The organism is Dysgonomonas sp. Marseille-P4677 (assembly GCF_016652235.1).
Taxonomy (GTDB): Bacteria; Bacteroidota; Bacteroidia; order Bacteroidales; family Dysgonomonadaceae; genus Dysgonomonas.
The window spans coordinates 33,514-47,968 of the sequence record NZ_JAEPKU010000018.1 but is presented as its reverse complement, the minus strand read 5'-3'; the positions used below and the strand labels follow the sequence as shown (position 1 = coordinate 47,968).

Here is a 14,455-nt window from a genome sequence, read left to right as displayed (position 1 = left end):
CTTTTGTTATGATGTATGTGATTGTTTATGAGTCATATATATGTAATTATGTGGCAGTGTGATATGTAAAGTATACGAGGTGGAGTCTCTGGATGAATCAGAGTTTAATTTCACTTTGTTTGTAGCAGCTTCAGAACGAGATGCCTGCAAAAAGAAAGTAGTAGGTAATAGTGTTTGATGATTTACTTTTTTGTATTTTTGTCCCAATAGACAAATAATGAGGCAGTCTTGATTTGTAGAGCGTTGTTAAAGTAACAAGTCATATCTGGTTTTGTAATTAATAGTTATCTTTGATGACCATCACTTCATGCTATGTAGTTGTTGTTATGATCTATGCTATAGTTGGAAGATTGTTTAGATATTTGTTTCTAACTTTAGAGAGAGTAAGTATTTCCACCGAAAGGTTTTTATAGATATAGAATAAGCTTATATTCCAAGAGGTTTATAAGCAAGCGTTTTGATGTTGAGTAATATCAAATAAGCTATAACCCAAGAAGTAGAGTGATAATGAATTTATAATATTTGATGAAGTATCTTATTAGCGAAAGTCTGTTATTAAACTTTTTAGTAATAAATTAGATATATATTAGACTTCTCTGATTGCAGTGGTTTTATTAGACTACATTCATACAGCTTCTAAAAGAGAATAAAAAACAAAGGGCCAAGATGAGTGCAATGACTAAATATCTGGAAATGCATCCTTCCGAAAATATTTCATTAAAAGATGAAGTATTCTTTGATAGCTTCTTTCGAAGGAATTATCAGACACTATGTTATTTTGCTTTTTCTTTCTTGAAAAATAAAGATCTCTCTGAGGACGTTGTACAAAATATTTTCATAAAAACGCTAAATGAATCAGAGTTATATGCAAGTGAAGATCATTTGAAATTTTTTCTATACAAAGCGATAAGAAATGAATGTATCAATGAATTGAAGAAAAACGAAGTACATTCGAAGATTTTAGATAAAATAGGTGCACTATTTATTGATGATGAGACTGATATGCTGGGTTCGATTGTTCGGGCCGAAATATATCAGGAAATTATTAGTGCGATAAATAGTTTACCCGAGAAGTGTGGCATAATATTTAAACTTGCATATATTGAACATATGGACAATAATGAAATTTCCGAAAAATTGTCTATAAGTGTCAATACGGTGAAAGTACAAAAGAATAACGCTAAAAAACAATTACGAGAATATCTAAAACATCTATACCCTATCGCTGTCTTTATTTTTCACTTGTAGCGAATAGTAATCTGTACATACTATAAATCACTAGGATAAAATGTTAAAATCACATTTTATCTAATCCTTTTATTTCCTTCGCTTGTATTCATTAACAAGGAACATTTTTTTCTGAAGAAACTTATTTCGGTTTCTTTAGAAATGTAGAAATAAACCTAATTTAATATGAAAGTTAATCCATTTGTATTCGCAAAATCGTTATTAAGATACTTACAGAAAGAAGATTTACCATCTGATATAGAAAAGTCTATCATTGATGTTATGAATGAAAACCCTTCTGTACAAGAACTGTATAAAGAGTTGCAAAATAAAGAAGAGATAGATCGTCAATTATCTATAATTACATCATTTGATGTAGATTCCGCATATAATAAAATAAATAAGAAATATAATCATAAGACAAGAAGATACAATTATCTTTTTGTTCGGGTTGCTGCTATAGCTGCACTTATCATTACTATATTTACTATATATTGGTTGACTTATGATACACCATATAATAGTAAGCTCATCGGTAGTGGGACAACTCTGTTTAAAACATCCGATGGGAGTATTGTTAACCTCGACACCCTTATTAATACTACATTATCAAATAATCTGTTTCTCCAAAACGAGAGAGGTCTCTTAGTAATCAATGAAATACCGGTAAAAAGGAAGATCAATAATAAACCTAATATTATCGATGTACCATATAAAGGTATGTATACTGTAAAATTACCGGATGGGACAAAAGTTCATTTAAATTCAGGCTCGACTCTTTCGTTCTCAGATGATTATTATTTAGATGAGCGAATTGTTACATTAAATGGGGAAGCTTTTTTTGAAGTAACAAAATCGGAAGGAAAACCTTTTATAGTTAAAACAGAGAATATATCCATAAAGGTTCTCGGAACTAAATTTAATGTAAAATCATATGATAACGATCCCAATTCTTATACCACATTGATAGAAGGTAAAATAGAATTGTTAGACAATAATAAAGAGCATCGGGTATTACCGGGAGAACAAGTCGTATTTGATAAAAGAACTCATCTGTTAGATGTAAAAGAAGTTAATGTAGAACCTATTGTAGCTTGGGCCGACAATATATTTTATTTCGATAATACACCTCTCGATGAGATAATGAGACAACTGAGCAGATGGTATGACCTTAAGATAAAATATTTGGATGACAATCCTGATATAAGAAACGTTACATACAGTGGTAAAATAAAGATGTACACTCATCCTGAAGATGTATTAAGAAAGTTTGAAAAGGCTGGAGAACTAAAATTTGAATTAAGAAAAAACACTATAACTATTTCTAAGAAATAAAACTAACAACCTTTTATAAAGAAGTCTATGAACAAAAAACGACAGTGTAAATTTAAACTGCGCTTCAAGACCCTTTTAATGTTTATGCTGATAGGTATTCCGTGTATTTGTGCGAGTGCCTATCCTCAATCAACCAGGGTCTCAATAAGCATTAACAATGCCTCCGTAGAAGAGGTGTTCCGTAAACTAGAGGAAAAGACGAACTATGTATTTCTCTATAAAAATGAGGCAGTCAAAGGGAAAGAAAAAGTGAATATCAACGTAAAAGATAAGTTGTTGACACAGGTGCTTTCTGAAGTATTGACCCCCATAGGGTTAGGTTATACAATTGATGATAATGTTATTGTCATCAATTCTTTAAGTGAACGTGGCCAACTATTAAAACAGCAACCTGATAATCCAATTAAAGTTACAGGTACAGTGAAAGATAGTAGCGGAGAAGCCTTGGCTGGGAGCAACGTTGTGATAAAAGGAACAGTTGTAGGGACTAGTACAAACATTGATGGAGCATTCACACTCGCTATACCAAAAGACTTTAAAGACCCTGTTATTGTTTTTTCATTCTTAGGCATGGAATCTGTAGAAGTCAAGTATACAGGACAAACAAAGATTGATATAGTATTAAAAGATGGAGATACTCAGTTGAAAGATATAGTTGTAGAGGCTGGTATCATGCAACATAATAAACTGGGGTTTACGGGTTCTTATACTAGTGTTTCACAAAAAGAGCTTAAATCGATAGGAACAACCAATGTTTTGGAAAGCTTAAGGTCTTTTGATCCCGGATTTGTCATCAACGATAATATGCAGTTTGGATCTGATCCTAATATGTTGGCAAATATTGAAGTTCGCGGAAAAAGTACAATGGATATATCCGCGACACGCGATCAGACTACCAATTCTTCCGAAAACAGACCTTTATTTATTGTCGATGGATTTGAAGCAACTATGCAAGAGGTAGACGGAATGGATATCAATAGAATAGAAAGTATTACAATATTAAAAGATGCTGGTTCTACAGCCATATATGGGGCTAGGGGTGCAAATGGGGTTATTATTGTAGAGACAGTAAAACCTAAACCTGGTCAGATTATGATAGATTATAACGGAGATTATAAAGTAGGGTTTGCAGACCTAAGTCAGTATAATTTAATGAATGCTGCTGAGAAACTTGAGTTTGAAAGATTAGCCGGACGTTGGAATATTGGTGTGGCAAACGAAGAAGCTAATAAAGAATATTATGCAAGGCTCAAAAATGTTCAACGAGGTGTAGATACATACTGGATTAAAGAACCAATACGCACAGCATATACTCATAATCATTCACTATTGATACAGGGAGGTGACAGAAATAATATCTTATATTCTGTAGGTGCGAATTATGAAAAATATCAAGGTGTGATGAAGGGGTCAGACCGAGAAACTTATGGATCGAATGTTAAGTTGATTTATAGAGGATTTAATAGTTTGAATATAAGCAATGATATAAAGGTTTGGGGCAGAAATGGGAATAATGGAGCATGGACTACAGGCAATAGTTTTAGGAAATTTGCAGAAGCAAATCCATATTTTGAAAAAAGCCTTGAGAATGGAGAGCTTGCACCGCGACTCGATGAAATAGTTAAAAGGGAGAATGGAGAGAGCCGAAGTTATATTCTGTTCAATCCTTTATATAATGCTTCATTGAATTCATATTCAACTGAGAGAACTTTTATCGTGACTAATAATACTAAAATAGATTGGAACGTAAACAATGATCTTCGTTTGAGTGGGGGACTTAGCCTTGAGAGATATTTTGTTGACTATGATAGGTTCGTAGATCCAACAAATACGGAATTTTATTCTGATGCATATGATAAGAAGGGAACAAGATCTTCAAAGAATTCTAATGAATGGTCTGTAACCGGTGATTTTAGAATTTCATATAAAAAAACGTTCTTAGACAAACAAAATATAACCTTTAGCGGCTATAGTAAATTAAAAGAAATTAATTATAGAAACAAGGGATATGAATTAGAAGGCTTTGCCGAGGGGTCTACCGGATTACCATCCTCAGGAAGTTACCTTGAAGATGGAACACCTCCTTATGAGGAGAGGATTGATCGGGAAGTTTCGTTAATAGGTGCATTAAATTATAATTATGATTATAAATATCTTTTTGATGTATCATTTAATGAGGAAGGTTCTAATTCTTTCGGAAAAAATAAAAAGTTTGATGAATTTTGGTCCGTTGGGCTGGGTTGGAATATTCATCGTGAAAGTTTTGCGAAAAATTGGGGATGGTTATCGTTAATGAAATTGAGTGGTTCTACAGGGACTAACTCAAAGAAAACTTCTAATAGCGCCTCGGTTTCATCTATCTATGCCCTTCAAAAAGGTAATAGTATCTTCGGGCAGGGAGTGTATATATCTCAGCTGGGAAATCCTGATCTGAGATGGACCAAAGTGAGAAAAACATCATTGAACTTTGATTTAGAAATGTTTAATAAACGGTTTCTTTTAAGTGGTAGTTATTATTATCACAAAGCAGATCCAATGGTGATTGACTTGGTTATGCGCCCATCTTCCGGTATAGAAAAATTCTATACAAATCTTGGGGATATGGATACAAAAGGGGTAGAGTTTAATACTACTTTTTTCCCAATATATAATATGAAAGAAAACATCATGTTGAGTATTGGAGTCCAAGGTTCTCATGTAGAGTCCCAATATAATAATATGAGAGATGCATTAAGTACCCTGAATGAAGCATACAACCAAGATTTTACTAGTCTGAATTCGACGATTCATTATCAAGATGGGGCAAGTCCTGATGATATTTGGGCTGTTCGTTCTGCTGGGATTGACCCTGCGTCTGGGGATGAAATATTCATAAAGAAAGATGGTACACAAACTTTTGTATTTGATGCGGAAGATAAAGTTATCGTTGGAAATACACAACCGACTTTGTACGGTGCAATAAAACTGAATTTTATATATAAAAAAGTACAATTAAACTTTGTTTTGCGATATAGTCTGGGAGGTGATATTCTTAATAGGGCATTGTTCGATAAAGTTGAAAATGTTACTGCTACCACTGTTCTTTATAATCAAGATAAAAGGGCATTGTTTGACAGGTGGCAAAAGCCTGGGGATATAACTTCTTTCAAAAGAATAAATTCGTTAAATAATACATTTCAGTTGAGTTCACGGTTTGTACAAAGAAATGATTATCTGAGAGGTGAATCGGCTAAAATTACATGGGATTTCACTGGTGACCAGTGGATACAAAAAATTGGCCTTAGAAATTTGTATGCTGGTTTTGCAATGGCAGATATATTTAATATTTATAGAGTCAAACAGGAACGAGGTATTGACTATCCTTTCTCCCGAACAGTGTCGTTAAGTTTAAATGCCCGATTTTAAATAAAATAATATGAAGAAATATATAATAAATATTAGTCTTGTAATAGCTGTTATCCTGGGAAGTAGCTGTTCGGATTGGTTAGATGTGGAACCCAAAGACAAGAATTTGGAAGGGAAGCAATTTTCCAGCGAAATAGGGATTAACAATGTTTTGAACGGGATTTATATCGGTATGAGTTCAAAAAAGCTATATGGAGGAAACATGTCTCAGACGACAATAGAGCATTTAGCACATTACTATTATGTGCCAAGTACTGATATAGGTGTTACAAACACCAATTATTCAAAATTTTATGTGTATCAAAGCTATGATTATAATAATGATGTTATAAAGGATACTTTTAAGGAAATCTGGACTGACGCATATGCATTGATATTCCGTATAAATAATTTTATCGCCAATGTTGAAAATACAACAGTTGTCACACCTGAAAAAAGAGATATATTGTTAGGTGAAGCCTATGCGTTAAGAGCTTTTTTACATTTAGATCTTTTCAGACTATACGGTCCTATTTACAGAGGAAATTCAGAAAAAAAATCATTGCCGTATAATGATAAAAGTCAGGCTGAAACTTATCCTGTCTTAACAGCGGCGGCTTTTATGGATAGGGTTCTTTCGGATATAGAAACAGCTGAAAGATTATTGGAAAATGATCCTATCTTGAAGGAGGGTATTTTGAATCCTAATGATGAAGAAGGATTGTCAAGTGTTGATAAGTTTGAAAAATATGCACGGAATAAGAGATTAAATTTAATTGCTGTCAGAGCTTTACATGCCAGAGTTCTAGTTGTTGCCGACAGATTGAGTGAAGCTGCAGATATTGCACGAGACCTTATCAATTTACCGGGATTGATAGAGCCTGTAGATAGGGTAAATAGTAACGCTATATTTACATGGGTAAAATCGGATAACATAACAGCAGACAAAGAAAAAGATTACATTTTTAAGACAGAAGTACTATTTAGTATTCATAATATTGATTTGTACTCGAACTGGACAGAATTTACGGAGAGTGCTACAAATGGTAAAACTTACTCAGTACATATTACAAATATTATATCAAATATATTTGGTGAGGAAAAAGCCACTAGTATAGGAGAATCGTCCGATCTCAGGATTAAACAATGGTCTGCCGCTATAGAATTAGGTGCAAACCAATATGTTTCGATCAGATATAAAAAATTTGGAAATATAGAGGCTAAAAACTCAATAAGATACATGCAGCCATTGATGAGGATGACCGAATTATTTTATTTAATTCTTGAAGATGAAATTAATAAAGGGAAATTAGATTCAGCCACAGAACTGGCAGACTTGTTAATGATACGACGAGGTTATAAAGATAATGAACTGTATAAAACTACCGCATCCGAGTTGGCATTGAGAGAATTTCTCCTTAAAGAATATTATAGAGAATTTTATGCGGAAGGACAAGCTTTCTTTTACTTAAAACGCATAGAATCAGATGTTATATTGAATTCGAATGGTACAAAAGGATACATGGACATGGATCTGTACGACTATGTGGTACCATTACCTGACACTGAAAAATATAATTAAGAAGATTATGAAAAATATATATATTAAATTATTATTACTTCTTTTTGCATCGTCTGTTTTCATATCATGTGAAAACTCAGAATTGGAATCCTATTCGGGAAAAGATGATGTGTTTTTTGAATATTCTTTATCGAAATCGTCATCTTTTGATAATGGACAAGGTCGCACTGAGGTCATTGACTCAGTATCGATACGTTTTGGGTATGATAATCCGGTAAAAAAAGACTCTATTATCAAAATTAAAATGAGGTTGTTAGGCACTTATGTAAATTATAACCGCCCTATAAATTTTGTATTGGATACATCTTCAACGGCTAAATTGGGCGAAGATATAGAGCTGTTGCATGATATGTCGTATATGGATGCTAACAGTAGGGACGGGTATATTTTTGTGAAACTGATAAATACAGAAAAGATAAAAGAACGGGCGATTACTGCTGTTATAAAAACTGCTCCGAATGACCATTTCCTAGCGAATTACGATAAAATAGAAGAGGCTAGTAAATATAATGTTGAAGATAAAATGAAGTCCAATATCTTCCGTATATTTTATGATGCAAAGAATGGGATGCCAATATTATGGGCTGCGCGTGAAGGCGATTTTAAGAGAGCTTTTGGAACTTATTCAATTGTGAAGTTTAATTTTATATGCGATGTACTAGATCTTAACTATGAGTATTTTACATACAATCCGAGTGCAGGGGAGGTAGCATCAGCTATCTTTTCTCAACGTTTCCCTCTAGCATTAACTAACGGTTGGAAACTGATACTTGAAGAAGCTCTGCAAAAGTATAAAGATGAGAATGGAGAAGCATTGAAAGATGAGAATGGAGAATATATTATAATAGGTGGTTTTAAACCATAGGATAGATATCTTTTAATGTTATATTATTAATGTTGATATAAAAGAAATATGAAGAAGAAAATAAATACTGTTTATTATATAATTACCAGCCTCCTTGTCTGCCTTTATATAGTGTCATGTAATGAAGATAAAGGGAATTATACTTATCGCGATATATCTGAAGCAGAAATTGAGAACTCTAAAGTAACAGATACAATCGATATAGAACCAAATTCACCCATTTTTATTGATCCGAAAGTAACTTATAGTGATGGAGTTGGAAAGGGTAGTTATACTTATCGTTGGAGATACCAGAAAAGGGTAAGTAATAATGTATCGTACCCTATTATGTCGAGTTCAGATGAAACGGCAGTATTAGATTTAGAACAGTTGCCTCTGGATCTAAGAATTACAAATAATTATGATGTATACCTGCAAATAGAGAATAACGAGACAGGAATTATTTATCAAAAAAAATATTTATTCCGAGTAAAGAATAAGATACAAACAGGTTATTTGGCAATATCTGAAAAGAAAGCCGGTGTAGAGTTAGAGTTGGTTTCATCATTCATCGAAGATGGTGTAACTATTCTGATGCCTTACAGAAGTATATTAGACTTTAGTGGATCTACATATCTAAAAGACGGGCGTAAACCTTTAGGCATATATACTTGTAATGATGCTACAGCTCCAGAACCTAATGATTTAAGTATAGGAAAAATTCTTTATTCGGTTTTCTTGTTAACAGACCAATCAACCGATAGAGTAAATGCGATAGACTATTCTTTTAAAGACGCATATAATCTGTCGAAGATATCATATATTTCAGATAATCTTTTGACAGAAGGGTTGGTAGCCAAAAAAATGAGAGGTATCACAGCTAGTGCAACAGCCACACAATATTATGGATACATTAGCGGGCATTGGTATTTTGCTTCCAGATACATGTCGATATTAAATTTTATGCATCCTATAAATAGATATAAAGGTACATCTACTCTTTATAAAGCTGCGCCATATATTGGTGTTAATGCTTCCGGGGCAGTGCTTTTCAATGAGGATGAGAATTGTTTTATGATACAGACATATGATTCGTTCGACGATTTATATGTGATAAATACCACTAACTTATGGGGAACGACTAAGATTATAGATAATGAGGGAGATGCTTTCAGCTTTAATAACAAGAATTATGAGCTGATATATATGGATTCTAAATCAACAAATGAAATATTTGTTATAGTACGGAACAAGGAGACTTCTGACTATGAGTTGCTTTTGTTCGGTATGAGGAGTGGTATGGTAACTCCTGGTAGTAGAATACGGAAAGTAATTCCTCAGAGTGTTGATATGTCTACAATTAAGCGATATGCATTCAATCCGAGTGAACCTATCATCTATATGGCTACAGATGATAAATTATATATAGGTTTGGCGAGTGGGGCAAATATGAGCGTAAAAGAAATTACAGACCAACTTCAACTTCCGGCAGGACATAAAATCTCTTGCATAAAAAATCTAAAGTCTTTCAAATCGTCACAAAGAAACTTACTTACTGTCGCTACATATGATCCAAATGGAGATTTGGATACATCAGGTGCATTACACTTTTTTGAGATGAATATTACTACTGGTAATATTACATTAGCTAAGCATCCTGAAAAAGCGGCAGAAGGTGTTTCTCAGATTGATATGAAATGGGGTGATTTTGGAAAAATCATAGACATAGACTATAAAGAAAAATAATAATGAGGAAAGTTTTAATTTTATCGTTATTGCTTCTTGGTTACTTTAACCATATGGTTGCGATCTCTATTATATCAGGTAGCTGGAATAATGTCGGAAACGCTGTTTGTTTTTACGAAGTAGAAAATGGACAGATAAAAGAAAAGGCCAGATATATTCTGGGAAAAGATAAAAAATTCGGATTTGCTATACATCTTGAAAAGGAAGGTTATTATGTCATTGGTACTGAAAATAATCAATCTCCTATGGGCAAACATATATTTTATTTGAAACCCGATGATAACCTGAATGTAAATGTAACCGCTAATGGATATGAATTAATAGGGGAGAATACTGCAGAAAACAAGGTGATGAAAGAATGGTTTGATATTATAAAGCCAGTCAATCAAATGTCCATGAATTCAAGGATAGCCAGTAGCCCCACATACGTAGAATTTTTCCCGGCTTTGGAAGAGGTGATAGAAGAAAATATAGTTAAGAAATCGAGTATAACAGGCAATAAAAAATTTGATGACTCTATTGAGGGGTTCAAAGAATGGGATATTGCTGCTAATGCGTTGTATTTTCTCTTTTTACCTAACTCAGCTCATCCTCAAGATGAAGATTTCCCTGAATACTATCAAGACATATCATTCGACAAGATGTGTAAATCGGAAGCATTAATGGATTACCCTTATGGAAATCGACTGCTTTCGAATATGAATATGCGCGTATACCTTGAACGAAGAAAGGCTGACGATACATTAAGTTCTAGAGATCAAGCTTTACTGAAAGAGAACCTTGAAAGTACCTCCAATGATGTTTTGAAGGGAGAACTTGTATTGATATATGCTAAAGCTATACAAACGGTTGAAGGTATGATAGATTTTGGAAAAGAGTTTTCAAAATATTTGGGAACTGATAGCCAAAAAGAGCGTTTTAAAGAACTTCTTAATCTTAAGGCGAAAAATGCAAAAGGAGACCCTGCTGTAGATTTTAAGTTTCAGAATTCAGAAGGGAAAGAAGTCGCTTTGTCTGATTTTAAAGGTAAAGTCGTTTATATCGATATCTGGGCGACATGGTGTGGCCCATGCAAAAAGGAAATTCCTCATTTAAAAATGCTCGAAGAAGAATATAAGGGTAAAAATGTTGTATTTCTAGGAGTTTCGATCGATGTTCAGAAAGATCATCCTAAATGGCAGAAATTTTTAATAGACAATAAGATGAAAGGAATTCAGCTTTTTGCCGGAGATAAAGCCGGAGATATATCAAAGCCGTATAAAATAAAAGGAATACCTCGTTTTATGTTAATCGATAAAGATGGTAAGATTGTCTCTAGTGATGCTCCAAGGCCTTCGAGTCCGGAAATAAAACTATTACTTAATAGTACCTTATTAAAGAAATAATGATTGTACGATAAATCCAGCATAAGGTATTTATGCTGGATTTTTATTTTATCTCAGTTTAATTAAAAAAGTATTTTATGAAAAAGCAATTCTTATTATGTGTTCTTATCTTATTTTCGGTAATAATTGATAATATAACAGCACAAATAAATAAGGATAAAATATGTGCTACAATTAACCGGTTTTCCATAGGACTTCAAAGTGGAGATACAGCGCTTATAAACAAAGAATTAAGTTCGTGCTTTTCTCTTGGGATGAGTTCTTTTCCTTCAATTCAGCACTATTTAAAACCAATTATAGAAAATAATGAAGTGACAGATATTGAATTTGTATCTGTCAAGAATACAGAAAATGAACTTACAACTGTAAATGTTATTGCAAAGCTTAAGAACAAAAAAAACATCGAAGGGATTATTGCTCTCGATTCTAACTGTAAAATAGTGTTCGCAGACGTGTTAGATCGGCTTTTCGGAGTTAGCAGATATAATAAGTCTGAGTTTAGAGGTTCTATACCTATTGAAGTTGATGATAATATAATAGTTTTGACAATCAAAGTTAATGATTCAGACCAATCCCTAAGACTTCTATTCGATACAGGGGCTGATGGAACGGCATTGACAAAAGAGGCAGCCTCTAAACTAACCTCTATTGTGTATAAAGATCATAAAACTGAGGTTGTTGGGGGAAGTATACAAGTGAAAAAATCTTCAGGAAATGTATTTTATTTATCAGATCAAATATCTCTAAAAAATCAGGGTTTTATAGTTCTTGAAAATACTTCCGACAAACAAACCGATGGAATAATAGGACTCAATATTGCTAAAGAATACATAATAGAAGTTGACTTAGATAATAAAGTGATGAATTTTTATAGCTTCGGAGATTATCAGCCGGCACAAAATTATGATAGAATAAATATACATGCTTCTGAGGGTAGTATTATGATGATCGATGGAAGTGTAAATATCGTTGGTAAAAAGGATGCTCCGGGTAGATTTGCTTTCGATACCGGGGCTAATTACCATCTTATTGCTTTTGAAAACTATGTCCGAAAGAATAGGCTTTTATTATCCGGATTTAAACCCGAATCTCAGGGGACTACAGTCAGTTTAGGGCTGGTTTCTCCCGTATTTAACGGTAAGGCACATTCATTTACTTTTGCTAACAAATATACGTTCGAGAATATGCCGATAGCACTTCAGGCTTCGACCGGACGTGGGCAAATTACAGCCGCTTTAGGATCAATAGGAATACAGTTGATAAAACAATTTAATTTTACAATCGATTTGCTCACAAAACAAATTTATCTATCTCCGAATAAAAGATATAAAAACTAAAAATGTGATATGAGTTTTAGCCTTTATAATAGCTTCTTATTCTATATATAATTCTTTAGCTAATCTAAACTTCCAGGCCATGAAGTCAACGAGCGATTGAGGAGAAAGGATACGTATTGTATCTGCATATCCGAGAAACTCCCTCTGCAATTCCTGATTGATTACAACATGAATTTCAAAAACTGTGGAGCCATCTTTATACTCTTCTACAATTTTCTGACTTTTATGAAAAGGCTTAGTTTGCACATAAGGTGCATTTTCTTTATTTACTGAGAAGCGAACGGTTTGGGCTTTCATACCGATGTTTTTTGTTACACCAACCAAATCATTAAAGAAAGTTTGAGGGTCGAAAAGATCATTTTCGATAAATTTCTCCTTTTCGGCTATTTTAATATCATGTATACGATCTAATGCCAGATTGATTAAGCTCCCTTTTCGGCGTCCAAATACAAACCAACGATTACGATATTCTTTCAGTAAATAAGGGTAAAATATAAAAGTATTAGCCGAGCGAGCCTTAAAAGATCGATATTTAATATTCAATACCTGCTTATTGACGATAGCATTGTAGATAATATCTAAGTAATTCAGTCCTTTAAGACTTTCATTCTTTTCGAAATCTATAACAGGAATAGTCTTTTGTTTGGCAGAAGTAACATGGTCTTCCAAACGACTGACAATGTCCTGCATCTCTGAAAAGTAAGAAAAGCCTTTAAACTGGCGAAGAACTTCTACCGCTTCCGACATGGTTTTTAGGTCTTGCTCCGATAGCGGTGTATTAGTGATACTATAATCCTCATCTTCGTACTTGTAATATTTACTATCGTAAACTACAATAGGAGCATTATATCCAAGCTTTTCGCTACGCATCATCTGAATATCCATCTGCACAGTACGTTTGCTAATACCTTTGTCTATGCCTTCATATTCATAAAGGGCATCGGAACAGGCATCGATCAAATCCTCTAGTGTCCACTGTCTGTACTTGTTGCGCAGGCAAGTATCTATTGTTTTATAGCGGATGAGGGCGTTACGGTTTACCGGCATAGTCTAAATATTATCTTTTAATTTATCCAATTGATAATGCTTTCTAAAATGTTGTATCATATTCTGATAATCGTCAAGTTCAAAGTTTAATGATTGAAAATTCGAGAACCAAACTATGTCATATTTTATTTCATCATCGAACCATTTAGTTTGTTTATCAACACCTATTTGCTTCCATTGAATAAAAGATCCATGATTCTCAATTTCTGCTACAATCAATGTACATGAAAAGTCGTAATCATCTGGACACATCAATATTGGACATATTGTAATCTCTCCTTTATTGGGTAAAATTGTTTCCCACACTATTTTTTCTTCTTGATTTATTAATCCGTAGAGCAATGTTGGAATTAATCCTTTATATAAATTGTCTGGATATAATTTATCCAGTTTTTCATCAAGCCAAAAATTGTCAATATAATAGTTAGGATATAACCAATCCTCTTGATAATCACTTTTATCTATTTTAGCCTTTATAGAGTTCATTAAAAACTTTTTTTTAAAAATATGAAAAATAATTTTGTTTACGCAAAAAGATTGCGTAATTGTATTTGAATCTTTGTGATGT

General features: G+C 33.2%; 10 protein-coding genes. 8 read left to right on the top strand and 2 right to left on the bottom strand.

Annotated features, from left to right (window positions below):
* The first annotated feature begins 666 nt into the window (after positions 1-666).
* From JGH11_RS05695 to JGH11_RS05660, 8 genes are all read left to right on the top strand, one after another.
* Positions 667-1,248, top strand: a complete 582-nt coding sequence (locus JGH11_RS05695; protein ID WP_201110605.1) for an RNA polymerase sigma factor — start codon at positions 667-669, stop codon at positions 1,246-1,248.
* 165 nt (positions 1,249-1,413) lie between these two features.
* Positions 1,414-2,562 carry a FecR family protein gene (locus JGH11_RS05690; protein ID WP_201110604.1) on the top strand — a complete coding sequence of 383 codons (1,149 nt, stop codon included), beginning with the start codon at positions 1,414-1,416 and terminating at the stop codon, positions 2,560-2,562.
* A gap of 27 nt (positions 2,563-2,589) precedes the next feature.
* The gene (locus tag JGH11_RS05685) at positions 2,590-5,967 is read left to right on the top strand and encodes a SusC/RagA family TonB-linked outer membrane protein (RefSeq protein ID WP_201110603.1); all 3,378 of its coding nucleotides are present in this window, start codon (positions 2,590-2,592) and stop codon (positions 5,965-5,967) included.
* A gap of 10 nt (positions 5,968-5,977) precedes the next feature.
* Entirely contained in the window at positions 5,978-7,528 is a 1,551-nt protein-coding gene (locus JGH11_RS05680) for a RagB/SusD family nutrient uptake outer membrane protein (RefSeq protein WP_201110602.1), read from the top strand.
* A 7-nt stretch (positions 7,529-7,535) separates the two neighbouring features.
* Positions 7,536-8,393, top strand: a complete 858-nt coding sequence (locus JGH11_RS05675) for a DUF4843 domain-containing protein (RefSeq protein ID WP_201110601.1) — start codon at positions 7,536-7,538, stop codon at positions 8,391-8,393.
* 48 nt (positions 8,394-8,441) lie between these two features.
* The gene (locus JGH11_RS05670; RefSeq protein ID WP_201110600.1) at positions 8,442-10,118 is read left to right on the top strand and encodes a PKD-like family lipoprotein; all 1,677 of its coding nucleotides are present in this window, start codon (positions 8,442-8,444) and stop codon (positions 10,116-10,118) included.
* Positions 10,119-10,120: 2 nt separating this feature from the next.
* A complete protein-coding gene (locus JGH11_RS20145; RefSeq protein WP_236263877.1) occupies positions 10,121-11,503 on the top strand; it encodes a TlpA disulfide reductase family protein in 1,383 nt (460 codons plus the stop codon).
* A gap of 77 nt (positions 11,504-11,580) precedes the next feature.
* Positions 11,581-12,840, top strand: a complete 1,260-nt coding sequence (locus tag JGH11_RS05660; RefSeq protein WP_201110599.1) for an aspartyl protease family protein — start codon at positions 11,581-11,583, stop codon at positions 12,838-12,840.
* Between the two features lie 36 nt (positions 12,841-12,876).
* Here the strand turns inward: JGH11_RS05660 and JGH11_RS05655 are convergent, their stop codons facing one another.
* Positions 12,877-13,887 carry a YafY family protein gene (locus JGH11_RS05655; protein ID WP_201110598.1) on the bottom strand — a complete coding sequence of 337 codons (1,011 nt, stop codon included), beginning with the start codon at positions 13,885-13,887 and terminating at the stop codon, positions 12,877-12,879.
* A gap of 3 nt (positions 13,888-13,890) precedes the next feature.
* A complete protein-coding gene (locus tag JGH11_RS05650; RefSeq protein ID WP_201110597.1) occupies positions 13,891-14,373 on the bottom strand; it encodes a hypothetical protein in 483 nt (160 codons plus the stop codon).
* Between the last annotated feature and the right edge of the window lie 82 nt (positions 14,374-14,455).